General features: G+C 71.6%; 22 protein-coding genes and 4 pseudogenes. 12 read left to right on the top strand and 14 right to left on the bottom strand.

What is annotated here, in order from left to right:
* The first annotated feature begins 57 nt into the window (after nt 1-57).
* A complete protein-coding gene (locus tag ACZ60X_RS26580) occupies nt 58-759 on the top strand; it encodes a CBS domain-containing protein (protein WP_469603266.1) in 702 nt (233 codons plus the stop codon).
* A 35-nt stretch (nt 760-794) separates the two neighbouring features.
* Entirely contained in the window at nt 795-1,379 is a 585-nt protein-coding gene (locus ACZ60X_RS26575; protein WP_469603262.1) for an Rv1733c family protein, read from the top strand.
* A gap of 112 nt (nt 1,380-1,491) precedes the next feature.
* Here the strand turns inward: ACZ60X_RS26575 and ACZ60X_RS26570 are convergent, their stop codons facing one another.
* Nucleotides 1,492-2,175 carry a CBS domain-containing protein gene (locus ACZ60X_RS26570; RefSeq protein WP_469603637.1) on the bottom strand — a complete coding sequence of 228 codons (684 nt, stop codon included), beginning with the start codon at nt 2,173-2,175 and terminating at the stop codon, nt 1,492-1,494.
* A 26-nt stretch (nt 2,176-2,201) separates the two neighbouring features.
* The gene (locus ACZ60X_RS26565) at nt 2,202-2,660 is read right to left on the bottom strand and encodes a cyclic nucleotide-binding domain-containing protein (RefSeq protein ID WP_469603259.1); all 459 of its coding nucleotides are present in this window, start codon (nt 2,658-2,660) and stop codon (nt 2,202-2,204) included.
* A 372-nt stretch (nt 2,661-3,032) separates the two neighbouring features.
* On the opposite strand from ACZ60X_RS26565, the gene ACZ60X_RS26560 reads away from it, so the two are divergent.
* Nucleotides 3,033-3,326, top strand: coding sequence for a hypothetical protein (locus ACZ60X_RS26560; protein WP_469603256.1), 294 nt, complete (start codon nt 3,033-3,035; stop codon nt 3,324-3,326).
* 240 nt (nt 3,327-3,566) lie between these two features.
* Nucleotides 3,567-3,788 (top strand): hypothetical protein, encoded by a 222-nt coding sequence (locus ACZ60X_RS26555; protein ID WP_469603253.1) that lies wholly within the window; start codon nt 3,567-3,569, stop codon nt 3,786-3,788.
* A gap of 37 nt (nt 3,789-3,825) precedes the next feature.
* Here the strand turns inward: ACZ60X_RS26555 and ACZ60X_RS26550 are convergent, their stop codons facing one another.
* From ACZ60X_RS26550 to ACZ60X_RS26535, 4 genes and pseudogenes are all read right to left on the bottom strand, one after another.
* Nucleotides 3,826-4,494, bottom strand: a complete 669-nt coding sequence (locus ACZ60X_RS26550; RefSeq protein WP_469603250.1) for a response regulator — start codon at nt 4,492-4,494, stop codon at nt 3,826-3,828.
* A complete protein-coding gene (locus ACZ60X_RS26545) occupies nt 4,491-4,910 on the bottom strand; it encodes a sensor histidine kinase (RefSeq protein WP_469603247.1) in 420 nt (139 codons plus the stop codon). The genes ACZ60X_RS26550 and ACZ60X_RS26545 overlap by 4 nt, the downstream gene beginning before the upstream one ends.
* Nucleotides 4,911-5,485: 575 nt before the next feature.
* Nucleotides 5,486-5,611, bottom strand: a pseudogene (locus ACZ60X_RS26540) (phosphate signaling complex protein PhoU); the annotation flags it as partial.
* Between the two features lie 159 nt (nt 5,612-5,770).
* Entirely contained in the window at nt 5,771-6,370 is a 600-nt protein-coding gene (locus ACZ60X_RS26535) for a hypothetical protein (protein ID WP_469603244.1), read from the bottom strand.
* Between the two features lie 610 nt (nt 6,371-6,980).
* Here ACZ60X_RS26535 and ACZ60X_RS26530 point away from each other — a divergent pair.
* Nucleotides 6,981-7,946: an SGNH/GDSL hydrolase family protein gene (locus ACZ60X_RS26530; RefSeq protein WP_469603241.1), complete on the top strand. Its 966-nt coding sequence runs from the start codon at nt 6,981-6,983 to the stop codon at nt 7,944-7,946.
* 475 nt (nt 7,947-8,421) lie between these two features.
* On the opposite strand, the gene ftsH is transcribed toward ACZ60X_RS26530, so the two are convergent.
* From ftsH to ACZ60X_RS26515, 3 genes are all read right to left on the bottom strand, one after another.
* Complete coding sequence (gene ftsH / locus ACZ60X_RS26525) at nt 8,422-10,359, bottom strand: ATP-dependent zinc metalloprotease FtsH (protein ID WP_469603634.1); 1,938 nt, start codon at nt 10,357-10,359, stop codon at nt 8,422-8,424.
* An 807-nt stretch (nt 10,360-11,166) separates the two neighbouring features.
* Nucleotides 11,167-12,171, bottom strand: a complete 1,005-nt coding sequence (locus ACZ60X_RS26520; protein ID WP_469603238.1) for a zinc-binding alcohol dehydrogenase family protein — start codon at nt 12,169-12,171, stop codon at nt 11,167-11,169.
* A 191-nt stretch (nt 12,172-12,362) separates the two neighbouring features.
* Nucleotides 12,363-12,743, bottom strand: coding sequence for a hypothetical protein (locus ACZ60X_RS26515; RefSeq protein WP_469603235.1), 381 nt, complete (start codon nt 12,741-12,743; stop codon nt 12,363-12,365).
* 413 nt (nt 12,744-13,156) lie between these two features.
* Here ACZ60X_RS26515 and ACZ60X_RS26510 point away from each other — a divergent pair, with 413 nt between their 5' ends.
* From ACZ60X_RS26510 to ACZ60X_RS26500, 3 genes and pseudogenes are all read left to right on the top strand, one after another.
* Entirely contained in the window at nt 13,157-14,197 is a 1,041-nt protein-coding gene (locus ACZ60X_RS26510) for an NAD(P)-dependent alcohol dehydrogenase (protein WP_469603232.1), read from the top strand.
* A 287-nt stretch (nt 14,198-14,484) separates the two neighbouring features.
* Nucleotides 14,485-14,574, top strand: a pseudogene (locus ACZ60X_RS26505) (MBL fold metallo-hydrolase); the annotation flags it as partial.
* Between the two features lie 56 nt (nt 14,575-14,630).
* A complete protein-coding gene (locus ACZ60X_RS26500; RefSeq protein ID WP_469603227.1) occupies nt 14,631-15,086 on the top strand; it encodes a hypothetical protein in 456 nt (151 codons plus the stop codon).
* A gap of 322 nt (nt 15,087-15,408) precedes the next feature.
* Here ACZ60X_RS26500 and ACZ60X_RS26495 read toward each other — a convergent pair whose 3' ends face one another.
* Entirely contained in the window at nt 15,409-16,875 is a 1,467-nt protein-coding gene (locus ACZ60X_RS26495; RefSeq protein ID WP_469603224.1) for an extracellular catalytic domain type 1 short-chain-length polyhydroxyalkanoate depolymerase, read from the bottom strand.
* A 354-nt stretch (nt 16,876-17,229) separates the two neighbouring features.
* On the opposite strand from ACZ60X_RS26495, the gene ACZ60X_RS26490 reads away from it, so the two are divergent.
* Together ACZ60X_RS26490 and ACZ60X_RS26485 are read left to right on the top strand one after the other, a co-directional pair.
* Nucleotides 17,230-17,379 carry a hypothetical protein gene (locus ACZ60X_RS26490; protein WP_469603669.1) on the top strand — a complete coding sequence of 50 codons (150 nt, stop codon included), beginning with the start codon at nt 17,230-17,232 and terminating at the stop codon, nt 17,377-17,379.
* Nucleotides 17,313-17,578 (top strand): annotated as a pseudogene (locus ACZ60X_RS26485) (SDR family NAD(P)-dependent oxidoreductase); the annotation flags it as partial. The gene ACZ60X_RS26490 and the pseudogene ACZ60X_RS26485, both read left to right, overlap by 67 nt.
* 281 nt (nt 17,579-17,859) lie before the next feature.
* Here ACZ60X_RS26485 and ACZ60X_RS26480 read toward each other — a convergent pair.
* The 4 genes and pseudogenes from ACZ60X_RS26480 to ACZ60X_RS26465 all read right to left on the bottom strand — a co-directional run.
* A pseudogene (locus ACZ60X_RS26480) lies at nt 17,860-18,060 on the bottom strand (sugar ABC transporter substrate-binding protein); the annotation flags it as partial.
* Between the two features lie 103 nt (nt 18,061-18,163).
* The gene (locus ACZ60X_RS26475) at nt 18,164-19,423 is read right to left on the bottom strand and encodes a sugar ABC transporter permease (protein ID WP_469603221.1); all 1,260 of its coding nucleotides are present in this window, start codon (nt 19,421-19,423) and stop codon (nt 18,164-18,166) included.
* Nucleotides 19,424-19,437: 14 nt separating this feature from the next.
* Nucleotides 19,438-20,217: an ATP-binding cassette domain-containing protein gene (locus tag ACZ60X_RS26470; protein ID WP_469603218.1), complete on the bottom strand. Its 780-nt coding sequence runs from the start codon at nt 20,215-20,217 to the stop codon at nt 19,438-19,440.
* 35 nt (nt 20,218-20,252) lie between these two features.
* Nucleotides 20,253-21,341: a substrate-binding domain-containing protein gene (locus tag ACZ60X_RS26465; protein ID WP_469603215.1), complete on the bottom strand. Its 1,089-nt coding sequence runs from the start codon at nt 21,339-21,341 to the stop codon at nt 20,253-20,255.
* A 288-nt stretch (nt 21,342-21,629) separates the two neighbouring features.
* Here ACZ60X_RS26465 and ACZ60X_RS26460 point away from each other — a divergent pair, with 288 nt between their 5' ends.
* On the top strand, nt 21,630-24,158 hold the full coding sequence (locus tag ACZ60X_RS26460) for a SpoIIE family protein phosphatase (RefSeq protein WP_469603212.1): 2,529 nt from the start codon (nt 21,630-21,632) through the stop codon (nt 24,156-24,158).
* The gene (locus ACZ60X_RS26455; RefSeq protein ID WP_469603210.1) at nt 24,155-25,258 is read left to right on the top strand and encodes a sugar ABC transporter substrate-binding protein; all 1,104 of its coding nucleotides are present in this window, start codon (nt 24,155-24,157) and stop codon (nt 25,256-25,258) included. The genes ACZ60X_RS26460 and ACZ60X_RS26455 overlap by 4 nt, the downstream gene beginning before the upstream one ends.
* The last annotated feature ends 231 nt before the right edge of the window (nt 25,259-25,489 follow it).

The raw sequence follows: 25,489 nt of genomic DNA, 5'->3' as shown, positions 1-25,489 counted from the left end.
CCCGGGGCCGCAGCCTGATGGTGTCCGATGACGGCGGCGGAGCCCTTGGAGGACGCCATGAACGGCACTCCCACGATAGTGAACGACGTGATGGCCCACCGGGTAGTCGCCCTGCGTACCGGCGCGGTGTTCAAGGACATCGTGCACGCCATGCGGGAGTGGCGGGTCAGCGCGCTGCCGGTGCTGGACGACTCGGGCGTGGTCGTGGGCGTGGTGTCCGAGGCCGATCTGCTGGCCAAGCAGGAGTACAGTGACCAAGACATCGGCCGGTACGGGCAGTTGGGCCACTTCGCCGACGCACAGAAGGCGGACGCCGTGACCGCGGGCCGGCTCATGACCGCACCGGCCGTCACCGTGCGGGCCGACGCCACCCTCGCGCACGCCGCCCGCGTCATGGCCCGAGCCGGGGTCAAACGGCTCCCCGTCGTCGGCCGCGACGGCACGCTGAAAGGCATCGTCAGCCGCTCCGACCTGCTGAAGGTCTTCCTGCGGTCCGACGACGACATCGCCGAGGACGTGCGGCACGAGATCGTCGCACGGCTCTTCGGGCCGCCCTCTGCCGGCATCCGCGTCGAGGTGCACGACGGCGTCGTCACGCTCTCCGGGCAGGTCCGCGAGACCGTTCTGCTCCCGCTGGCCGCCCGGCTCGCCCGGTCGGTGCCGGGCGTCGTCGACGTCGAGTGCACACTGACCGGCCCGCCCCGCCGCAGCGGCCTCGCTCCCGGTCTCGCCGGCGGCAGCCGGGCGCGCCCGGCCTGAGGCGGAGTCCGGGCGCACGGCAGGAGGCGGCGACGATGACAGGGACTCCTCCCGCGACGGTCACCCCGGTACGGCTGTGGCACTGGCGGCGCAACCCGCTGAGGCGGCACAGCGACGTCGTCGAGGGCTGGATCGTCCTCGCCGTCTGGCTGCTCACGGTACTCGCGGGAGCAGCCGCCGGGACGGTGGCCGCGCAGACCGTCGATCGTTCGACCCGGGTGCACCCGGTGTCCGCCGTCCTCACCGGCGCCGCGCCGCCCGCCCCCTCTGTCGCCGGCGGATACGACGACGGGCGGGTGTGGGCCTCCGTGCGTTGGACGGACGCGCACGGTTCGGCGCACACGGGGCAGGCCAAGGTCTTCCCGGGCGCTCCGGCGGGCACCCGGGTCACCGTATGGGCGGACCAGCGGGACCGGGCCGTCCCCGCACCGGTCACCGGCGTCGCGGCCACGTTGGAGGCGGTCCTGGCCGGCGCCCTCGTCGCCCCCGCGGCCGCTGCCGTGGTCTGGGGCGCCGGCCGGGTGATCCGCGGCCGGCTCATCCGGCGGCGCATGGCCGAGTGGGACGAGGAGTGGCAGCGGGTCGGACCGCGGTGGAACCTGAGCGGTGGCAGAGGCTGAGAGCGGCGCTGAGCGGGCCGGGTGGTGGGTCGGACCGTGGGGGACGGCCCCGGGGACCGTCCTGTCCGGCGGTGCTCGCCCCGGTCCACGCCTCCCCGCTGCCCCGCCTGTCTCATTCCTCCCCGGTCCGGGTCCCGGACCCGGCGCCGATCCCGGTCGCGGTGAGCCGGCAGTCGACGCCCACCACACCCTCGACGCCACGCACCAGCCGGACGGCCAGCGGTATGCGGGCGGCGTCCTCGACCCGCCCGGTCAGCGTGGCGACGCCGTCGGTGACCGTGATGTGCACGGGCTCGACCGGAGCCGGGAACAGCACGTCGACGATGTCCCGCCGGATCTCGTCCGCGAGGTCGTCGTCCGGGCGCAGGAACACCTTCAACAGGTCCGCGCGGCTCACCACGCCCTCCAGGAGGCCCTCTGCGCTCACCACAGGCAGCCGTTTGACGTGCCGCAGCGCCATGATGCGCGCGGCCTCGGCGAGCGTGGCGTCGGGGTGCACGGTCACGGCGGGGGTGCTCATCAGCTCCTCCGCGCAGACCGCCCCGGCCTTGGCCAGGTCCGGCAGCCGGCGCCGCTGGGCACACCGGTCCGGATCGCTGTCGCGGAACTCCTCCTTGGGCAGCAGATCCGCCTCGGACACGAGCCCGATCACGCGGCCGTCGCCCTCCAGCACGGGCAGCGCGCTGACGTTCCACTGCTCCATGCGCTCGACCATGTCCTTGAACAGGGCCTTGCGGCCCACGGCGACGACGGCCCGCGTCATCACGTCGCCCACTCGGTGGGGGCTGGTCCCCATGGTCTCCTCCTCGCGCGGCCGGGTTGTCATGTCAGACCTCCGCTGCCGTAGGGGGCGTACAGATCGAGCAGACGGACCCGGGAGGCGTGCAGCCGCTGGGCGACCACCTGTCCGACCCAGACCGCGATCGCCCGGCCGAACCCGGCGTCCTCCGCGCACACACGCCGGACGGCCCCGGCGTCGAACTCCCAGGCCCGCACCGGGCTCGTCGCCTCGGCGCCCAGATGCCACAGGTGCGGGGGGAAGTGCCAGGACCAGCCGACGAGTTCGCCGTGCCCGAGCGTTTCGATCACGGCGGGACGGCGGCCGGGTACGTGCAGGTCGAGGGCGACGGTTCCGGTGCGCACGATCCAGAAGCGGTCGGCGCGCCGCCCCTCTTCGAACAGGCGGGTCCCCGCCTCGAAGGACGCCTCGCGGGCGAGGCCCATCAGCCGTTCACGATGCGCGGGCTCAAGGGCCGAGGTCATGATGGTGGCGGAGGTCATCGCACCGGCTCCCTTCATGGCGTGTGCCTCCAGCCTGGCCGCGTCCGGGACCCGATACCACGGGCCGCCAGGACCCGGCTTTGGGCCCTTCGGCCCATGCCGCAGCCCCACCCCGTCCCATTTCATCCCACCGTCCGGCACGGCACGTCCGGACAATCGCCCGGCACGAGCCCGCCCCGACCATCAGGGCGGACCGGCCCCGACAGGGCCGGAAACCCCGCCGGTCCACGCATCGTCGCGCCACCGCGGAGCCGAGCGAAAGGGCCGCTCGGACCCGTGAGTGGGACGGGTGGCCCGCTCCCGGCACGGGGGCGGGCCGATCACGATGGAGGAAGAGCACGCCAGGAGGCCACGAGCAGGAAGGACGAGAACATGCCCTGGGCATCATGGACCACCCCCGGAGTCTTCACCGGCCGGGGCGGCGTCCGTACGCAGGAAGCCGGGATCGTCTCCGGCGACCTGACCGTCCACACCACGTGGGACGGCATCCAAGCCGACGTGACGGTCCAGTACAGCGGTACGTCCGAGTGGTTCACCCTCGCCGGAAGCCCGGTGGCCTGCCGTTCCGAACGGCACAGCCGGGAGCTGCACCAGGCGGCGGTGGAAGCGGTCCGCACGGGGCAAGGTGCCACCGTGCCTCAGCCCCACACCGCCACCACGCCGTGACCGACACCTCGTGGGTGTGCAGAGCACCGGTCCGGGGCGTCCGCGAGGGTCGAAGGACGTCCGGATCGAAGCGGAGTTGGTCACCGGATACCGGCTGGAACGGTCACGGACGCGCCGCGGCGTCGCCGACTGCGCCATCTGTGTCCATGACGGGCCTCGGCAGGGGGAGCGGGCCAAGGGCTCCGTTCCCTGAGCCGCCCCAACCCCCCAGCGCCCACGCCGTCCACCTGCGCTGGCTGCATGGACAACCGGGCTGAAGTGAGCGCGGGCCTGGGTGTTCGGATCACCGCCACCGGCAGCAGCGACGGCTCCGTCTACCGCAACGTGGACTCCGGCGACGCCTCTCCGAACGGTGTCCGGAAACTGCCCCCGCACGGCCGCCCCGGCGTCAAGCCGATTGACGCATCCGCGGGTGGCCGGCCTGTGTCGTGCCCCGCGCGGATCGCACCGGCCGAGGCCTGAATCTCGTGCCCCACAACCGGGTCCTGCTCGTCCTGCCTCAACGACGTGCGGGCCCGGCCAGTCCGCTTTCGTAGGCGGCGATGACGAGTTGGGCCCGGTCCCTGGCCCCCAGCTTCGTCAGCAGATGGCTGACGTGGGTCTTGACCGTGCCCACGGTCAGATACAGCTCCGCTGCGATCTCGTTGTTGGACAGGCCACGTGCGATCAGGCCCAGCACGTCACGCTCGCGGCCGGTCACCCCGTCCAGGGCATGGGTGACCGGGCCGGAGTAGCCAGGGCGGCGGACGTAGGTCTCGATGAGCCTGCGGGTGACCCCGGGTGACAGCAGCGACTCCCCGGTGGCGATCACCCGCACGGCGTCGATCAGGCGTGCGGGTGCAGTGTCCTTGAGGAGGAAGCCCGCGGCGCCTGCGCGGAGCGCCTCGAAGACGTACTCGTCCAGGTCGAAGGTGGTGAGCACCAGGACGTGGACGGGGACCGGAGACGGGCCGCCGAGCAGCGCGCGGATGGCCTCGATGCCATTGAGTCCGGGCATCCGGATGTCCATCAGGGCCACATCGGGGCGCAGTTCGCGGATCACCTGGACCGCCTGGGTCCCGTCGGCCGCCTCGCCGACGACCTGGAGATCGTTCTCCGACTCGATCAGCACACGGAACCCGGCACGCACCAGCGTCTCGTCGTCCACCACGACGACCCGCACCGTCATGCGCCCTCCAGACCGGCGCCCACGGGGAACTGGGCTGTTCCCTCGTCCGTGGCGTACCGCAGCCGGGCGGTGACGCGAAAGCCGTGCGGCGAGAGCGGGCCCGCGTGAACCTCGCCGCCGTAGAGGGTGGCGCGTTCCTTCATACCGGTCAGGCCGTGGCCCTCGATGATCGGGGTGGTCGTACGGGCGGCCCCCGCATCGACGACCGTGAGAGCGACCTCGCCCGGCGCGTAGGCGACCGTCGCCCGGGCGTGGCTGGTGCGGGCATGCTTGACGACGTTGGTCAGGGCTTCCTGCACGATGCGGTAGGCGGCGCGGTCCGGACCTCCGGGCAGGGGGTGCGGGTGACCGCTGACCGTCAACTCGACCTGGACACCGGCCCGTCGCTGCTGGCAGCGCGGATCGCGGCGGGCCAAGCAGACCCGGCGCTGCGTGCGACGCTGGACGTCGGCCCGTCCTACGTGATCGTCTCGGCCCTGGCCGCCGTGATGGCAGCGGGGGCCCGGCGGTGGCACCGATGGGCAGCGCTCGCCGCGCTCGCGGTGCGCGCACCCCACATCACGAGCGGCCTGACCGCGCTGGGGGTCACTCCCGTCGGCCACGTGACAGCACTGTCCACCGGCATACTGCTGGCATGGGGTCTGCGGTCGTCCGACACCCGCCACCGCTACCTGCACCGACCGACGTCACACGCAGCGCCGCTTCAGACCGAGGGGCGTACCCATGGTCGCGTACCCTCGCCCTCTACGCCGACGGACTGGTCGAAACTCCCGGCACCGACGACATCGCCCCTCTCCTCCTGTCCATGGTGCCGTGGCACCCTCTACCCCCGCTCAGGACCCTCCCCAAGCCGCGGCGCGTGGTCCGCTGGATGCAAGACCGGAAGACCAAGGCCCTGCCCGCCTGGAGGGACCGGGGCAAGGCCGACGACCTGCCCGCCCTGCACCCGCTGGTCAACGGCTTCCACCGTGACCTCGACGCCGTGGAAGCCTGCGACCGGCTGCTGCCGCGCGAGCACCGCAATCGCCCGGTTCTCCAGAACGCGCCGCACCTCATCGACCTTGGCGTCGGTGGAGATCACGCCTTCGGCGAGCTGGAGATCTCCGTCCAGCGGCGCCGCCGATCGAATCCAGCTCCTGGCGCGCTTTGCGCTCCTGGCCTGGCCGCCGCCCACGCGCGCCCGCGGGCGGTCGGCCTGCAGGCGTTCGGTTCCGTTCTGCTGCACGGCGACGTGCTCCGCTGCTCACAACCGGAGGCCGGCTTGGTGAGGGCGTTCTCAGCTCGGCAGGCGGGGCGCGACGTCGTCAGCGAAGGCCTCCAGCCGGGCGCAGACGCTCCCGGCCCGGAATCCCGTATCGTGCAGCTCCACGTAGCCGAACGAGGTATTCCACACGATGACGCAGGAGCCCTGGACGGGGTCGTTCGGCGTCTCGAAGGCGTTCGACACTCCGGTGATGGATACGGCGGAGCGCCCTGAGTGCCCCGACGGTGCCGCGGCGTTCACCCAGTACGTCAGGGTGAGCAAGGATTCCTGCGCCCACCATTGGCACTCCTTCTCATCGAAGGTGGAGTCATCGCTGTACCGGCCTGCCCCCAGGCCGTACTTGGCCATGAGGGCGGCGCTGACCGGGCTGCAGGGGTTGGGCAGCGAGCCGAGCGCGAAGGTGGGCGTTGACGTGGGCGTTGAGGCGGAGGACGGCGACGGGGCGGGCGGCACGTAGGTGCTGGTCGCAGGGGGTGGCGCCTGGGAGCTCGGTTGGGAGCTCTGCCCCGGGTGGGGCGTCTGGGCCAGGTAGGTCAGAACGGCGACGAGAGCCGCGACCACCCCCGCGAGCGATCCCACCGCAGTCCAGTTGACGTGGTCGTCGTCCGCCATGGTCCGCCCCCACCGGCCGAGATGGAACGAGAGATCAACCAGGGCAGGGTAGCGGCAGCGATGGCCGAGGCATACGCCTACCGGGACACCGCGGGACCGGCGCGCGGGGCCGAGGGCTTGAGGAGGGGCGGGGCCGCAGCTCCGTCCAGCCGTCGGCACAAGCTGGCGGGAGTGCGTAGGTTCCGCGCCTATGCACAACTGTCGGGGCTCGGCCGTGCGAACGGCGAGTCCGAGGCGGAGATCGCCCAGCGGATGCAGATCGCAACGCTGGCGGGACGACCGTTGAGCCTCTGGGGACAGGGGATCCGGGCTTCCTGAGGCAGTGGCGGCAGGAGTCGGAGCTTGCCGGTGATCCAGAACAGGACAGCCGGCGAGAGGCCGTGCCTCCCCGCGAGATCCTCCGTTCGGTCAAGAACCTTCCGTGCGCCGCGCAAGTACCGCACTAGAGCGGTCACCGGCAGGGGGGGCAAGTGGTCGACACGCTGAAACCGAGTCACCCACAGAGACGTGCCGTGTAGCCCGGGTGTGACTGTGTGCATTGGATCTAGTGCGTTTAGTGATGGTCTCTTTATGGTCAAAGCGACGCCAAAGCCATATCCATGGAGGATTCGTGGCACGCTTCCGCACTCGTCTGGCCCTGCTCGGCTCGACCGCAGCTTTCGCCGCCGGCGCTCTGGTTCCCGCGCAGTTGGCCGGGGCCCAACCCGCCGCTGCTGCGGACCGCCAGTGGGTCGCCCTGGGCGACTCCTACACCGCCGGGGTCATCCGGGCCGCGGGCAACACCTTCGAAGTCCCGCGCGACGGCTGCGAGCGCACCGACCGGTCCTACCCCCAGGTCATCGACCGCGACCTCGGCGGTCTCTTCGAGCTGACCAACGTCAGCTGCGGCGCCGCCACCGTCGAGAACGTCACCGACACGCCCCAGCACCCGATCGGCCGTCACCTGCCGCCCCTCTCCGAGGACCCGGACTACCCCTTCCCCGCGGTGCCCCCTCAGTCCGAGGCGGTGGGCCCCGACACCGACGTCATCACCGTCGGCGTGGGCGGAAACACCCTCGGCTTCGCCGACATCCTCATGAAGTGCCCGCAACTGGGCGGCGAAAGCGACGGCAAGGGCACCCCGTGCAAGGACGCCCTGGCCGCCGGCATCCCGGCCCGGCTGAAGAAGGTGCGCCAGGAATACGACCGGATGCTCAGCGTGCTCCACGAGCGCGCCCCGCACGCGAAGATCCTGGCCGTCGGCTACCCCACCATCGTCCCCAAGGACACCTCCAAGTGCGGCTTCGGCGACCTGACGAAGTTCGGCACGATCACCCAGGGTGACCTGGCCTGGCTGCGCAAGGATGTCCTGGAACCCCTCAACAAGGCCATCGACGACTCGACCGGCACCCAGCAAGCCGCTGGCTTCGTCGACCTCTACACCTCCTCCCAGCATCACAGCGTCTGCGACGACACCAAGTGGGTCGAAGGCTTCGTCACCCTCCCTGACCAGCCGTCCTTCGTCCACCCCAACGCCCTCGGCCACCGCAACGCCGCCGACCACGTCGAAGAGGCGATGCTGAACGCCATCAGCTGAGCCGACCCGTACCCGGCCTCCCCGCCGACGATCCCCCAGCGAACCGGCCTCCGGCACCAGCCGAAGGCCGGTTCCGCGTTCCAGGTCGGCCACGTCCTGCGCATGGCGGCGGTCCGCACGGGACCTCGCGGCCGGCCGTGGGCAGCCCCATGCGGGGGCGACGGCCGGAGCCCAGGGGCGGGGCTGGTCCGTCCTTCGTGCCCTGGTCTCGGCCGGCGCCGCGACCAGCCGGCTCTCCGGGCCGGTCGCGTTCGCCGGCGCCGCCGTTGGGCCACGGCCCGGCACGCGTAGAAGCGGTCCTCGGTCCCGGCGCCACCATGCCCCCTCGTGGGCACGGCCGCACAAGACCGCAATCGCGCCGCGGACGCGTGCAGTCGGCCGCCCGACGAGCGTCCCCGGCCTGACCGGTACCACCGGACCCGCACGGGCGTGCCGTCAGCAACGCGTCTCGCCCGGGCAGGCCGCCCAGGTGGCCTCAGGTGCCGACCTGCTCGGCGAGGCCGTCGCCTGCTCCGGCCGTCCGGCGGTGCTCCTGGCGCAGCACGTCGAGGACCACGGCGCCGTCGACGGTCTCGTGGGCGATCAGCTGTTCGGCCAGGTGCTCCAGGGCGTTCCGGTGGGCGCGCAGCAGCGCGATGGCGCGCTGTTCGGCCCGGCGCAGCAGTCGGGTGATCTCCTCGTCGACGATGCGCTGGGTCTGCTCCGAGTACGCCGGCCGGCCGGGCTCGTCGGCCGTATCGCCGAGGAAGTGCGGGTGGGCGGAGGCGTAGCCGATCGGGCCCAGCTCGGCCGAGAGGCCGAACTCGCGCACCATGCGGGTGGCGAGCTGGGTGGCTCCGGCCAGGTCGTTGGCCGCTCCCGTCGAGCCCTCGCCGAAGGCCACGAGTTCGGCCGCGCGTCCGCCCAGACGCACAGCCAGCAGGTCGTGCAGGTAGCTCTCGCTGTACAAGTGGCGCTCCGCTTCGGGCAGTTGCTCGGTCACGCCCAGCGTGACGCCGGCGGGCAGGATGGTGACCTTCGCCACCGGGTCGGCGTGTTCGCACAGGGCGGCGACCAGCGCGTGCCCCGATTCGTGGACCGCCACCGAGTGGCGTTCCTCGGGCAACAGCGCGTTGGAGGACTCCCGGCGGCCGAGCAGCACGCGGTCGCGGGCCGCGTCGAGGTCGTGCGGTTCGATCCGGGTGCGGTCGCCCCGTACGGCGTTGATGGCTCCCTCGTTCACCAGGTTGGCGAGATCCGCACCGGAGAACCCCGGCGTGGCACGGGCCACGGCGTCCAGGTCGACCTCCGGAGCCAGCGTCTTGTCACGGGCGTGCACGGCGAGGATCGACGCGCGCTCGGCCTGGTTGGGCAGGGGCACGGTGACCTGCCGGTCGAATCGCCCGGGACGCAGCAGGGCCGGGTCGAGCGCCTCGGGCCGGTTGGTCGCGGCGAGGACGACGATGCCGCTGGACTGGTCGAAGCCGTCCATCTCGGACAGCAGCTGGTTGAGGGTCTGCTCGCGCTCGTCGTTGCCGCCCAGCCGGCTCCCGCCGCCGCGACGGGAGCCGAGCGCGTCGATCTCGTCGATGAAGATGATCGACGGGGCCCGTTTGCGAGCCTCGCCGAACAGGTCGCGCACCCGGGAGGCGCCGACCCCGACGAACATCTCCACGAAGGCGGATCCGGTCACCGACAGGAACGGCACGTCCGCCTCGCCGGCGACCGCCCGCGCGAACAGCGTCTTGCCGGTTCCCGGCGGCCCCACCATGATCACGCCACGCGGTCCCTTGGCGCCCGCGGCGGTGTACCGGCCGGGATTGCGCAGGAAGTCGACGACCTCGCTGATCTCCTGTTTGACCCCGTCGTACCCGGCGATGTCGTCGAAGCCGGTGGTGGGCCGCTCGGCCTCGATGATCTTCGCGCGGGAGCGTCCGATGGCGCTCAGCCCGCCGGTCAGCGACCCCGCGGCACGGCGTCCCGTCCAGACGAGAAAGCCGATCAACAGGAGGAACGGCAGGAACGCGACGAATGCGGACAGCCATGACGAGCCACCGCCGCTCTGGCTGCCGGTGATCTTCACGTGGTGCGCGGACAGCTGCTGCTCAAGCTGTGCACCGGTGCCCAGCGCGGTGGGGAGCTGGGAGGTGAACTTCGTGCCGTCCCTCAGAGTGCCGCTGACCGCGCCCTTGTCGCTGATGTCGACCGTCTGGACCTGGCTGGCGCCCACCTTGCCGACGAAGTCGCTGTAGGCCAGCGCCGTCGCGTGCGGCCCGGACTGCGCGCGGAAGAGGAGCAGGAGGATGACGGCCGTCATCAGCACCCACCACACGGCCCACCGTCCGCCGGCCGGCCGCGGCTGCTGGGACGGAGGGGTGGGCCGTTCGTGCGGCGGCCCGGACCTGGCGGGCGGCGTCAGATGCCGGCGCGGCATCCGCACTCGTGTGATCACCGGTCCCACGCCCTTCGACGGCACTGCCCCCCTGTCCACCCACCCTCCTGTCCACCAGACTCGACCCGCCGGGTCCCGTCCGGCAGGGGTCGAACGGCCCTGATGAGACCCGCCCGGTCAGGGCGCGCGCCGCCGCCCGACCGGGCGTCCGGAGGCTGCGAGCTGGAGCCACGCGATGGAGGAGACGGTGGACGCGTGGCCGTGTCCGTGGGCCGTCACGTGGACCTCGCGTTTCCAGTCGGGGGGCGAGTGCGCGGATCTGGGGATCGCACGGCTCCGGGACGGGCGCCGAGAGCGCCTCGCGTCGTGTGCGCGCCGGTGGACCAGTCCGGTGCCGACGAAGCCGGGGCGGTCTCGGCGTCCAGCTTCCCGGCGGAGCCGAAACGCGGCTTGAAGCCGGGGTCAACGGGCGCGGCGAGGGCTCGCAGGCGACCCCGCCCGCTGCGGCAGGGCCCCTCCGGCCAGCAGGAGCGCCTCGCTCCGCCCGCGACCGGCACCGTGACCGCCGTCAACCTCCTCGTCCGTGCCCAGCGGCCCCAGGCCGAGGCCACGTCCGAACACCCGTCCATGGCCAAGGTCTTGGCCCCCGCGCCATCAGTGCCCACCGCGCGCCGCGCGAACTACTGACCCACGCCGCCGCCGAGGTGGTGCCGCCGAGGCCACCTCGCCGCCCGCCCGACGGCCCGTTCGCGCGCGGCCGCCGACCGCCCCCCCGCCAGATCCCGGGCGCCGCCATCGGCGTGCTGCCCCGCGCACGACCCCGGTCCCTCGCGGCGGAACTCGCCGTTGTCACAGGTCGTTCAGGAGGACGGCGGCGCCGTCGAAGCGCCCTGCCTTCAGATCCCTGAGCGCTCGCTGGGCCTCGGAGAGCGGGTACGGGTGGGTCGTGGCCCGGACGCCGTACCGGGCCGCGAGTTCCAGGAAGTCCCGGCCGTTCTGCCGTGTGTTGCAGGTGACGCTGCGCAGCTCTCTCTCGTAGAACAGCTCGCTCTCGTAGCGCAGCACCGGGATGTCGCTGAGATGGATGCCGGCGACCGGGAGGACCCCGCCCCGGTCCAGTGCCCGCAGCGCCACCGGCACCAGCTCACCGGCCGGCGCGAACAGGATCGCCCCGTCCAGCGGCTCCGGCGGCCGGTCGTACGCGTCACGGGCCGACGCGCAGCCGAGGTCGAGCGCGAGCCGCCTCGACGCCTCGTCGCGGGTCAGGACATGCACGGTGGCTCCCCGCGCCAGGGCGACCTGCGCGCACAGGTGGGCGCTGCCGCCGAATCCGTACAGCCCGAGCCGCCCGCCCGGTGGCAGCGAGGTCCGCAGCAGCGCCCGGTATCCGATGATGCCCGCGCACAGCAACGGTGCCAGCGTGATGTCGTCCACGCCGGCCGGCAGCCGGTAGGCGAAGGCGGCCAGAACGGTGGTGTACTCGGCGTAGCCTCCGTCGGCGTCCCAGCCGGTGTACTCGCAGCCGGGGCACAGGTTCTCGTCCCCGCGCAGGCAGTACCGGCAGGTGCCGTCCGTACGGCGCAGCCACGCCACCCCCACCCGGTCGCCGGCCGCCCAGCCGCTCACCCCCGCGCCGAGACCGGCGACCACGCCGACCACCTCGTGTCCGGGCGTCACACCCGCCCGGCGCACCGGCAGATCACCCTCGGTGACGTGCAGATCGGTACGGCACACACCGCACGCCCGCACCCGCACCAGCAGCTCACCGGACCCCGGCTCCGCTACGGGCCGCTCCAGGAGCTGCAACGGTCCCTGCTCGACGGGCCCCGGCCGGGGCACCACCCATGCGCGCATCCCCGCGTCCCCTGTCCTGCCCACCACTGCCCCTCCAGTGTGGGCCACCGCGGCGCCCACCGCGCGGCACCGCGCGGTGGGCGGGGCTCCTGCCGATCCGGTGGCGCGACGCGGCAGGGGTGGGGCGACGTCACGCGGGGAATCCGGTGAGCGGGTGCACCGGACGCCCGGCCGGCTCCGCAGTGACCGCGTCAGCGCACGTGGACGGTCCTGGCCGACGTACTGATGTCCTGCCGGGGGTGACCGCCGCGCGGGCCGTCCACGCCGTAGAGCACACCGCGGAACTGCACGACTCCGCGGTGACCGGCCTTGGTCTTCACGTCCACCTTGGCATCGTGGCCCGCGATCTCCACGACGCGGCCGCAGGCGAGCGTGTGCCACGCGCCGCGCGTACCCGTGCGTTCCTGCGCGCAGAGCTTCCCGTACCGCACCGCGTCGCTGCCGCCGTGCCCGGCCACGTGGATGGTCTGGCCGACGCGGACGGTGCCCGGTGACGTGCTCAGCACGACGCTGCCCTTGGCGAACGCCGGTGTCACCGCCAGCGCGACGGCGGCAGCCCCCAGTGCGGCCACCGTGGCAGCCCTGACCCCCTGACGGCGGAAGCCGGCTTCCCCGGCAGAGCCGATACCACGACCCATTTCGCTGTCCTGCCCCTCGTTGTGGTCCGAAAACCCACGGCCCGGTCACCGCCCATGGTCCAGGGGCGGTAGCTGTAAGTCGACCGTGGTCCTGTACCCCACAAGAGGGGAATTCCCTACCTCACGTTCCCGACGACCGTCACCGCGGGCGGCGAGGGCATCCGGAACCGAGCCGGACGATCCCGTGCGCCCCGCAGCCTGACCCTGCTGGTCGTAGGCACAGCGAACGTATGCAAAGCCGTGATCTGGGCGGACCGTTGACCCGTCCGGCAGGCTGGGGAGCGTGCCCGGCGGATCGACAGACGGAAGACAGCCGGGCGTGAACCCATCTGAGGAGAACCTCCCCCATGACGACCGTTGCCGCATACGCCGCACCCGCCGCCAAGGCTCCCCTGGAGCGCACCACGATCGAGCGCCGTGCGGTCCGCGAGCACGACGTGCTGATCGACATCAAGTTCTCCGGCATCTGCCACTCCGACATCCACCAGGCCCGCGAGGGCTGGGGCACCGCCATCTTCCCGATGGTCCCGGGCCACGAGATCGCCGGCGTCGTCTCCGAGGTCGGCTCCGGTGTCACCAGGTTCAGGGTCGGCGACCGCGTGGGCGTCGGCTGCCTGGTCGACTCCTGCCGCGAGTGCGACAGCTGCAAGGCCGGTCAGGAGCAGTTCTGCACCGGCGGCAACGTCGGCACGTACAACTCCGTCGGCAAGGACGGCGAGCCCACCTACGGCGGCTACTCCGAGAAGATCGTCGTCGACGAGAACTTCGTCGTCCGCATCCCCGACGCACTGTCGCTGGACATCGCCGCGCCCCTGCTGTGCGCCGGCATCACCACGTACTCCCCGCTGCGTCACTGGGACGCCGGCCCCGGCAAGAAGGTCGCCGTCGTCGGCCTGGGCGGCCTCGGCCACATGGCCGTCAAGCTCGCCCACGCCCTCGGCGCGGAGGTGACGGTCCTGTCGCAGTCCCTGCGCAAGAAGGACGACGGCCTGAAGCTGGGTGCCGACCACTACTACGCCACCAGCGACCCCAAGACCTTCGAGGAACTGGCCGGCACGTTCGACCTGATCATCTCCACGGTGTCGGCCCCGCTGGACCTGGGCGCCTTCCTGGGGCTGCTGAAGCGGGACGGCGCGCTGGTGAACGTCGGCGCACCCGAGGAGCCGGTCTCCCTCAACCTCTTCTCGGTGATCGCCGGCCGCAAGACCCTCGCCGGTTCCATGATCGGAGGCATCGCCGAGACGCAGGAGATGCTGGACTTCTGCGCCGAGCACGGCATCGGCGCCGAGATCGAGCTGATCGGCGCCGGCCAGATCAACGAGGCGTACGAGCGCGTGCTCAACAGCGACGTGCGGTACCGGTTCGTGATCGACACGGCGACGATCTGACCCGGGCCGCCGCCTCACCACCCGGGGCGTGCCTCCGTCGCTCCCTTCGAGCCGGCCTGGCGCCGCGCGGGGCGACACCGCGTTGCGTTCACGGCGCGTCATCTGATCGGTCGTGCCTCGGGCGCGGAGCCATCGTGGTCGACGCCGCCCGGACGGCCGCCCGCCGGGTGGAGTGGCGCGGTGCTGGAGACGCCCACCGGCACCTTCGGGAGCAGCGCGATCCAGGCCACGGTGTCACTCGGAGGGCCGGTACGCCCTCGTCCGCACGGAGTACGGCGACTTCCCAGGTGATCGTTCTCGACAGCGCCCAGGCCGCCGAGGCCGCCGGGATCCTCGGAGCCCGCCGGGTGGTCCCCGTCGACGACGACAGCCGAGCGGGTCGCCGCGTTCCGCGGCCACTCCCACGGCCCTGCTCCTGGCGAACCGTACGACGGTGAAGCGGCAGATCGCCGTCCTGGCGCCGGCGCTGGCCCTGGCGATCGCCGGCGGCGGGCGCCTGGTGGTCGACCTGCTCCAGGGCGTGCTCGGACCGCTGAGCTGGCGCCTGGCGGACGGGCTCGTCGTCGGCGTCGTCGGAGGGCTCGGGGGTGCCGTGTCCTACGCGCTCTCCTTCACCGCCTGGGGGCACTGGGTGGTGCTCGTGCGGATCTGGCTCCCGCTGACAGGGAAGCTGCCGTGGGACACGGTCGCCTTCCTTGACGATGCCTACCGCCGGGGCGTGCTGCGCCAGACCGGCGCCGTCTACCAGTTCCGGCACATCCGGCTGCAGCACCACCTCGCACGCCTGTACCGCGAGCGGCAGTCCCACTACGCACGAGCCCGGCTGGCGGACGCCGGAACAGGACACGCGGACCCGCCCGCCCCGGCGAACCGGGCCACGCGCCGCTGACCGGGGCTTTCGAAAGGCCCCGCCTGATTGCCGCGCCGCCCCTGCCGTTCATCCCATGGCGCGGTTGGCGGTACGCCGTCTCGGGCAGCAGGTGTACCAGCCGCAGCGACCACGGATACAGCACCCACGTGCCGTACGCCAGGGCGGGCCGCGCTGCCAGGATGCGGTGTCGTCCTCGGGTGCGGCGAGTTCGGACACGCGGAGCTGGCGGCGGTCGTGCCCGGTCGGCAGCATGTCCTCGTCTTCCTCGGGGAGTTGCCCGGTCGAGCGTCGTATCCGGAGGGCGCGCTCCGGCCGCGCCCGGCCGGCCGGCTTCCGCGGTTCAGCAGCCGCCGTCAGCGATGACGAAGTATCCCGGAGAGGTCTCCTTCAGGGTGTGGGTGACGGCCACGTTGTACAGACCCATGTTCTGGTCGGAGCCGTTGGCGTAGGTGTAACCGCCGCTTTGGTGGGCGCGGCCGGCCGCCACCTGGTTGTAGTTGTTGTCGGTGTAGCACTGGGGCGCGGCGCCGGTCGTGGTCGCGGTGACCGGCGCCGAGGAGGTGCCGACGGCGCCGGTGGAGTCGACCGCGGCGACGGTGTACTGGTACGAGGTGCCGGGGGCCAGAGCGGTGTCGGAGTACGACGTGCCCGTCACGGAGCCGACCCTGGTGCCGTCGCGGTAGACGTTGTATGAGGCGGCGCCGTTGACGGCGGTCCAGGACAGCGAGGCAGCGGTGTCGGTCGTGCCGGTGACCGTCACGCCGGCGGGAGCCGGCAGGGAACCGCTGCCCGAGCCGCCGCCGGAGCCGTCCAGACCCCAGAACTTCGCGGTGTAGTAGCTGGAGCAGATGTAGTTCAGGTAGTACGTGCCGGTGCTGCCGCACTGGTCGGCGCCCGGACCGGGGTTCACGGCGAGGCCGTGGGCCATCCCGGAGATCGAGAAGAGCGCGACGGCGGGTTTCCCTGCGGAGTCGTTGTAGATGCTCTCGGTGGTGCCGCCGGTCAGGCTCCGGGTGCCGGAGGCCGTCTGTCCGATGCCCCAGACGTCGGTCCACTGATCGCGCAACTCGGTGCCGTTGACCGGGGCGACGGTGGTGTCGGAGGTGCCCTGCCAGATCGCCACCCGCGGCCACGGGCCGGTGTATCCCTGGTAGGAGTTGCGGACCTTGTCGCCCCACTGCCGCGGAGTGAGGTTCTGGCTGCTGTACTGGCATCCGGAGGCGGCACTCAGTGTGCCGGCGCACTGGGCGGGCAGCCCGGAGTCGACGGCACCGCCGGCGAACACGTCCGGGTAGTCCGCGAGCAGATCGGCCGTCATGCCTCCGCCGCCCGACAGCCCGGTGACGAAGACACGGCTGCGGTCCGAGCCGTACTGTGCCACGGCGGTGTCCACCATCTGCTTGACCGAGGCCGCCTCACCGTTGCCGCGGCTGTCCTTGCCGGAGTCGAACCAGCTGAAGCAGGACAGACTGTTGTTGGCCGTGCCGGTCTGCGGATAGACCACGGCGAAGCCCCACTCGTCGGCGAACTTCTGCCAGCCGGAGTGCGTGTGGTAGTCGCTCGCCGACTGCGTGCAGCCGTGCAGCGCGACGACCAGTGGGGCGTTCGCGGGCAGGTTCGCCGGGGCGTACTCGTACATCGCCAGATTGCCGGGGTTGGAACCGAAGTTCGCGACCTGCTGGAAGGTTCCGGAGGCCGCGGCGGCCGGGGTGAGGGGCGCGACCAGGCCCAGGCCCGCGGCGAAGGCACCGAGCACGGCGGTCACCGCGGTGCGCCTGAGGAATCTGCGCATGGTGGAGGAATGCATGGGGCGGCTCCATGGGGTGGGGGAGACAGGACGTACCTGCTTGCTGGATGCGGACCGTACGGCCGGCGGCAGGAGCGCGATATGTGAAGGGCAGCCAGGAAAAAGGAAGTTGACGTGGCTCGCACACACATGGTTCCGGCAGATACCGTCGTGACATGCGCGGTGGGCGTGCCGCCCTGGTCGATCGTACGGATCGCAAACGTCCGGCAGTCACCGCGCGGTTCCCTGGTCCCCACTGCCTGCCGCGCCGGTCGTCGTAGGCCGACACATGGGTTCGGCACCCACATCATGGGGCGAAAATATGGCGACGACCCATGTGTCTCGCCTCTGGCTACCTCCCTACCGTGTTCCGCCATGGATTCCTCGCGGGCCGCGGAGGTCCACGTGGTGGACCGGGCCGCACAGGCCGCGAAAGAGGTGGCGGAGGCGATCGGCGGCATCGCCGTCGTCGCCGACCTGTACGAACCCAGTACGTCGCGGCCAAGCACGCCTTGGAGGGCCTGAGCAAGGTGGTCGCCCGGGAAGGGGCCGCGTACGGCGTGGCCAGCAACTGCGTCAACCCCGGCTACGTCCGCACACCGCTGGTCGAGGAACAGGCGCTCGCCCACGGCATCTCGGAGGCGGACGTCCTGGACCAGGTGTTCCTCGACCGCACCTCACCGGCCGCTCCATCCCCCTGGACGGCGGCTGGACGTCCCACTGACCGGCCCGTCCCCCCGAACGCGCTGCCGGCCGACGGAAGACCGGACGGATACTCCCGACCCCGTGGATCGCCGAGGAGAACCTCCGCGCCCGCCTCTCGTGCGCCCGCGGCGTGCCGACCGCCACCCGATCGGCCGGACCCGTGGGAAGCTCCCCACCTGGTGCGCGGACTCCGATGTATTGGAGGGCAGGAAGCTGCCGCTACCGTCGACGAGTGGTGGCCGGAGGCCGAAGCGTCCATCGACACCGGCACAGCAACGCCAAGAGCGGTCGGACGCGGTGTCAGCCGAGGTTGTTGCCCCACAGAGACCTGTCGGTGCTCTTGAGGCTGGGGACGCCACCGTACGTGCCGCCGTCGGCGGTGACGAGCGGGGCGGGAAGTTGGTCTTCGAGAAGTCCGTCGCGCACCCGCACGACGGTGCTCTCGTGGTCGGTCTTGCCGGGATGGAACGTCCTCCCGTCGACGGCGGCCTTCAGGTATCCAGTCATGTGCGGCGCCGATGGTTCCGCGAGCAGCGGCCAGGAGTGTGACACGACCCTGTGGAGGCGTCCTCCGCGGGCATCACCGGCGCCGTCCATGGAGGTGTCAGGCGCGTCCGTGCGTCTGCTGCGTGTGTCGGGACAGCGAGTCGATGACCACCGCGGCGAAGAGCACCCCGCCCGTGATCACGAGCTGGACCGCGGTGGGCGTGTCGGTGAGGGCCATGCCCGAGGCGATCGACTGGATGACCAGTATGCCGAGGACCGCTGACCAGGTCGTACCGCGTCCTCCGAACAGGCTCGTGCCGCCGATGACGGCGGCAGCGATGGCGTTGAGCAGCAGGACGCCGGAGCCGGAGTTCTGGCTCACGGACGTGATGCGCGAGGCCAGGAAGAGGCCGCCGGTCGCCGCCAGGGAGCCGGAGACCGCGAGCACGGCCGTCTGTACGCCGGTCACGCTGAGGCTGGCCCGACGGGCCGCCTCGACGCTGCTCCCCAGCGCGTAGACCCGCCGTCCGCAGGCCGTGCGCCGGAGGATGATGTCGAGGCCCGCCACCACGGCGAGGAAGATCAGCAGAGCCAGCGGCAGGCCCTGGAACTGGTTCAGCAGATAGGCGGAGGCGAACGCGATCACCGCCACCGTTCCTGTGCGCGCCCCGATGGTACGCAGCGGGCGGTGCGGCATGCCGACGGCCCTGCGACGGCGCCTGTCGAGGTAGGCGGTGAGGAAGACCAGAGCCGTGGCGAGTGCCGCCACGGCGTAGGCGACGCCGGCGTTGGTGAAGTAGTAGCTGGTCAGGTGGGCGATGAGCCCGTTCTCGTCGAGGTTGACGGTGCCACTCGTGCCGAGGATGGCGAGCATGAGGCCGTTCCACGTCAGCAGCCCGGCGAGGGTGACCACGAAGGCCGGCACCCGGGTCCTGGCGACGGAATACCCCTGGGCGGTTCCTGCCGCGGTGCCCGTCAGCACGGCCGCGATCAGGGCAAGCCACTCCGGCACGCCGTTGTTGACGCTGAGCACGGCGAAGACGGCGGCGGCGAGCCCGCTGACCGAGCCGACCGACAGGTCGAGTTCACCGAGCAGCAGCACGAAGACGATGCCGACCGCGATGAGGCCCGTGCCCACGATGTCCACGCTGAGGTTGGACAGGTTACGGGGCGAGAGGAAGGTGGAGTTGATGCACTGGAAGATGATCCAGACCGCGGCGAGGACGAGTGTCACGGGAAGGTAGCCCAGCTCACCGGCGCTCAGCCTGCGCCGCCGGACGGCGAGCCAGCCGGCCACCGCACGGGTGACGGCCCACCCTGCGCGGCGCTGACGGGCTTCTGCGGTGGCCGCGGAATCGGCCCGCGTCTCGTCAGGCATGTCACGCATCCCTTTCACCACTCGGCCTCGCGGTGGGCAGGCCGGCGAGGCGCGCTGTCCGTGGCGCCCGTGATGGAGGAGATGATCTGCTCCTGGGATGCAGTGCTCACGTCGAAGAAGCCGTTGTTGCGGCCGAGCCGCAGCACGGCGGCCCGGTCCGCGAGGGCCTTCACATCGCCCATGTTGTGGCTGATGAGCAGGATCCCCAGGCCTTGGTCGCGGAGACGGTCGACGAGGTCGAGGACCTCGGTGGTCTGCTCGAACCCCAGCGCCGCGGTCGGTTCGTCGAGAAGCAGGACGCGCGGTTCGCCGAGAAGCGAGCGGGCGATCGCGACGGTCTGCCGCTGACCGCTGGACAGTGACACCAGGGGACCGCGCAGATTCGGGACGCTCCGGGTCAGACGCTCCAGCAGCTGCCTGGTGCGGCGCTCCATCTCCACCTCGTCGAGGAAGCCGAAGCGGCGGATCTCTCGTCCGAGGAAGAGGTTGCCGACGACATCGAGGTTTCCGCACAGCGCCAGATCCTGGTAGACGGTGGCGATGCCGAGGTCCCGGGCTTCATGGGGGCGCCGTATGTGAACGGGCCGGCCCTCCCACGCGATGCTCCCCTTGTCCGCGGGCGCGACTCCGGCGATCACCTTGACCAGGGTGGACTTGCCGGCTCCGTTGTCGCCGAGCAGGGCGAGGACCTGGCCGGCGTGGATCTCCAGCTCGATGTCGCGGAGGACCTCGACGACGCCGAAGCGCTTGCACACGCCGTGCAGGGCGAGCAAGGGGGGTGACAAGAGAATCATCTCCTTCCCGGGCCTGAGCCGGCGGGCCCCGCCTGTCAGGTCAGCCCGGCCTTGTGGCAGTCACCCGCGAGTGGCGGGGTGCAGATCTGTTTGAGCGTGTACGCGCCGTCCTTCACCAAGGTGTTCTTGATGGTCGCAAGGGTCACGGGCACCGGAGTGAGCAGCACGGCCGGAACCTCCGCCCCGCTGCGGGTTTTCACCCGCGTGGTGGCCACTCCGTCGAGGCGCTGACCATGCGCGGCTGCCACGGCCATGGCGCCGCCGGCGGCAGCCTCGGGTCCGAACGGCTTGTACACCGTCATGTACTGATCGCCGCTGACAATGCGCCGGACGGCTGCCAGCTCGGCGTCCTGCCCGGTGACGGGGGGCAGCGGGCTGACCTTGTTGGCCTTGAGGGCGGCGATACTGCCGGCGGCGAGGCTGTCGTTGGCGGCGTAGACGCCGTCGATGCTCCGGGGGCCCAGAGCGGAGATAGCTCCGGACATGTTGAGGTTCGCCGTCTCCGCGCTCCACTGGGGTGTGTCGTACTCCTTGGCGATCGTCACCTTCCCCTGGAGTTCGGACAACGCGCCCTGCTTGAACGACAGCGCGTTGGGGTCACCGGGGTCGCCGTTCATCATCACGATCTGCCTGCCGTGGGCCTTGGCGCCCATGGCTGTCAGGAGCGCCTTGCCCTGGAGTCTGCCGACCTCCTGGCCGTCGAAGGAGACGTAGCCCGAGATCGGACCCTCGGCGAGGCGGTCGTAGGCGATGACCGGGATGTGCGCGGCAGCTGCTTTTCCGACCGAGGAACTCATGGCCCGGGCATCGACGGCCACGAGCACGATGGCACTGACCCCGTTGGCGATGGACGAGTCCATCTGTTCCTGCTGGATGGCGACGTCACCTTTGGCGTTGGCGTGCTCGATGGTGCAGTCGCCGCACAGCTGCCGGATCTTCTGCTCCAGCAGGGGCCTGTCCTGCGTCTCCCAGCGGGCGGTGGTGGAGTCCGGCAGCAGCACGCCGATCTTCCGAGCGCTCCCTGAGGCGGAGGTGTTCCCGGTACCCGATCCGCAGGCGGTGAGGGACACGGCCGTCGAGACCGCGGCCAGGGCAAGGGCGGTGTCCCGAACGCAGGCTCTCATGCGCGAGGCCTCCCTCCTCCCCGGAGCCACGCGGCCGCGACCGCGGCGCAGCGGTGTGGCCCACCGGGGCGAGGCACGGTCTCGACCCGCACCCGCCCGGACCAGGTGAAAGTGGCGAAACGACCACGTCGCCAGTGTGACACCGGCCATGGCGAACTGCGAACTCGGTGTCACGTAGCCGATGCGGCGTCAATGTGTCTGGTTCCTTCCCCTATGTGATCCTGGTCAAGGGGGGCGCCCAGTGGCAGATGGTCGGCATCCCGGCGCGGACGGGAGGTAGATGCGGACATGCCTCACGACGGCAGTGCCCGGACCGGACTACCGCTGCCGGGGACAGCCGAGGCCGGCGTCTCGGACACCGGCTCACCACCGGGGCCCGCGCCCACGAACGTCCGCGCCCTGACGTTCGCCGGAGCGGCGCTGACAGTGCTCTACGTGCCCGAGGCCGCTTCCGACGACCTTCGGTTGGTGGACACGGCCGGATGCGTTCCTGCCGAGTACGGGCTGCCGGAGCGTCTGGCCCTGTCCGGTGGCTCGCCCGCGGCCCACGCCTTCCGTGCCGCCCACCCCGTGTGGCTGACCCCCGCGGTGCTCGCCTCCTGTCCCGAAGGGCGTCCGGTGCCGCTGCGAGCCCGCACGTCGCTCGGTGCGTTGCCCCTCGGCGCCGACGGGAGACGGCTCGGCTGCCTCGTCGTCGTGGGCGCAGGTGAGAACGGCTTTGATGCCGAGCAGCAGCGCTTCCTGGAGCGCTATGCCGACGCGGTCGCCGACGTGCTGGAGGCCGGGGCCGGTGGAGGGCCGCCGCCGGCACCCTTGGTCTCCGCACTGCGCCGCATGCGCGTCGGCTCCTTCGTCCTGGTGCCGGAAACCGGCGTGATCGACGCGGACGAGACGCTGCGCGAACTGGTCGGCATCAGGCCGGACGACTTCGACGGCAAGGCGGAGTCCCTGCTCGCGCACGCACTGCCGGAAGACCTGCACGCGCTGATGTCGGTGCTGGAACCGTCCACCCAGACATTCGGCCGACGGGAACTGGACTTCCGCGTCCGCTGCCCCACTGGTGAGATGCGCTGGCTGAGCCTGAGGTGCCGCGTGGCCGCGGCCGCCGACGACCGGCCGGAGCAGGTGCTGGGCCTGGTGACGGCGGCCTCCGTCCTGCACCGGGGCGCCGACGACGTCTCCCGGATCCAGCGGTTGACCGCCGCACTCGACAAGGCCACCACCGTGCGCGACGTCAGCCACGTCGTGGTCACCGCCCTGCGGGAGCCCCTGAGCGCCGACCGGGTGGCCCTCGCCGAACTGCAGCACGAACGGCTCCAGGTCACCCTCCTCGACCCGCCGCAGCCCGCTGCCTGGCCGCGGTCATGGCGCCTCCAGTGGCGTTCGGAGTGGCCCGACGCGCCCCTCAGTGCCCTTCCCACCCTGCAGATGGCCCTGCGAGACGGGCGTATGGACCTGTGGCCGGCCGGCACCGCCTTCGAACCGGGACTCGACGGCGTGGGCCCCGGAGGCCTGGCGGTCCTGCCACTGCCTGCCAGGGGCCGGGTCGCCGGCCTGTGTCTGATCGGCTGGGACCGGCCGCACGAGTTCGTCCCCGAGGAACGTTCGCTGCTGATCGCCACCGCCTCACTGGCCGGCCAGGCCTTCAAGCGCGCCCACGCCTACGACGCCGAACAGGAACTCGCGACGATGCTGCAGCGCAGCCTGCTGCCGCGACGTCTGCCCGAGCTTCCCGGCGGGATCGCCGTCGCCCGCTATCTGCCCGCCCGGCGGGGACTGCAGGTGGGCGGCGACTGGTACGACGTGATCGCTCTCTCCGAGGAGCGGGTGGCGCTGGTCATCGGCGACGTCCAGGGCCACAGCGCCGCCGCCGCGACCGTCATGGGTCAGATGCGTACCGCGGTCAGGGCGTACGCGGTGGAGGGCCATCCGCCCGACGTGGTCGTCTCGCACGCCAACCGCCTCCTCGTCGGGATGGAGACGGATCTCTTCGCCACCTGCTGCTACGCCGAACTGAACATGGACGAGGGCGACGTCCTGTTCGTCCGGGCCGGGCACGTCGCACCGTTGCTGCGCCATCCCGACGGCAGCACCGAGGAGGTCGAGGCCGAGGGCGGCCTTCCGCTGGGCATCTCCATGGAGGCGGACTTCCCGATGACCGCGGTGGCACTGGCGCCCGGAACGATGCTCGCCCTGGTCACCGACGGGCTGATCGAGGCCGCCGACCTGTCCCTGGACGAGGGCATGCGCCGCACGCGCGCCACCCTCGCCGCGGCCGACCCGTCGGATCCCGGGCGGGTGGCCGACGACCTGCTGGGCGACTTCGGCCGTCGCGAGGACGACGTGGCGCTGCTCCTGTTGCGCTACGACGGCATGCGGACGCGGCCGATCCGGTCGGGCTGGGTGGTGTGGCGGTTGCCCGACGCGGTCATGCACGCCCGCCGGTTCACCGCGCGCACGCTGCGCCGCTGGAAGGTCGAAGAAGCCACCGACCCGGTGCTGTTGGTGGTGTCCGAACTGGTGACCAACGCCCTGGTGCACACCCAGGGGCCGGTCCGTCTCGACCTGATGCTCCGCGCGGACCGGGTGCGCGTCTGCGTGAGCGACTCCTCTCCGCGGGCGCCCGCCAAGCCCGTGATCGTCGACTGGGAGTCGACCGGCGGCCGGGGTCTGCTCCTGGTCGAGGCGCTGTCGGAGTCCTTCGGCACGGTGCCGGTGGCCGGCGGCAAGCAGGTGTGCAGCGAGATCGCGGTACCGCGTCGTGAACCGGCTTCGGTGGGCGCGGAACCGGGCGCCGAGGACGGGGACCGATCATGACGTGTCGTGGGAAAGGTGTGACGCCCCGTGCGTGGTACGTCCTCGGCGCGCTGGTCATGGGGCTGCTGACCATGTTCTCGGCCGCCTGCACAGGAGGCGGAGCAGCTCCCACGGACAGCTTCACCGTCGGGCTGCTGCTGCCGAGCCGGGTGGTGCCACGCTGGGAGAACTCCGACAAGCCGCTGATCGAGCAACGGGTGAAACAGCTCTGCCCGCACTGCGACGTCACCTATGCCAACGCCGAGGACGACTCGACGGACCAGCGACAACAGATGATCGCCATGATCACCAAGGGGGTCAGGGTCCTCATCCTCGGGGCCACCGACAACAGGGCGCAGCGCTCCTCCGTCCAGGAGGCGCACGACGCGGGCGTCCCCGTCGTCGCCTACGACAGGCTCGCCGACGGCCCGATCTCGGGCTATGTCAGTTTCGACGGCGTTCAGGTCGGCACGCTGCAGGGCCAGGCTCTCCTCAAGGCCATGCACACCCCCACCAAGGACCGGACCATCGTCATGATGAACGGCGACCCGACCAGCCCCAACGCGGCGTCGTACAAGAGGGGTGCACTGTCCGTCCTGCGGGGCAAGGTCAGGATCGGCCGTTCCTACGACACCCCGGGCTGGAGCACGAACAACGCGAACGCCAACATGTCCGCCGCCATCTCGGCCCTGGGCCCGGACCGGATCGACGGCGTCCTGGCCGCGAACGACGCCATGGCCGCCGGCGTCATCTCCGCACTCAGGAGCGCCCACGTCAGGCGTCTTCCACCGGTCACCGGACAGGACGCCGACCTCGACGCGGTGCAGCGCATCATCAACGGCGAGCAGACCATGACGGTGTACAAGCCCTTCCGCGCGGAAGCCGAAGCAGCCGCTGCCATGGCCGTCGCCCTGGGCCGCGGCGAGAAGCTGCAGACCATCGCCACGACGACGATCGACAGCCCCACCACCCGCCACATCCCGTCCGTGCTCCTCACCCCGGTCGCCGTGACAACCGCCAACATCAAGCAGACGCTCATCAAGGACGGTGTGTACACCATCGCCCAGATCTGCACACCGCAGTTGCGGGCCGCCTGTGCGAAGGCAGGGCTGACGCCGTAGACGGACTCGGACCGGTATGCGGGGGCCTTGGTGTTGACCATAGTCATCGAACGACGTGAGGGGTCCATCGAGAGCGGGGAGCCCCGTACGCCGTGAGCGCCTGTGGCCGAGCTCGCCCGGAGTTGCGGCGGGCAGGTGCCGCAGCTGATCTCCGGCGCCGTTGCCCTCGCCCTGCCCGTCCTCGGCCACAACCGACAAACCAACTACTGACCCGTACCGGCATGATTATTG

This window comes from Streptomyces sp. NPDC104106 (assembly GCF_055584345.1).
This window is presented reverse-complemented; position numbering and strand designations above follow the sequence as displayed.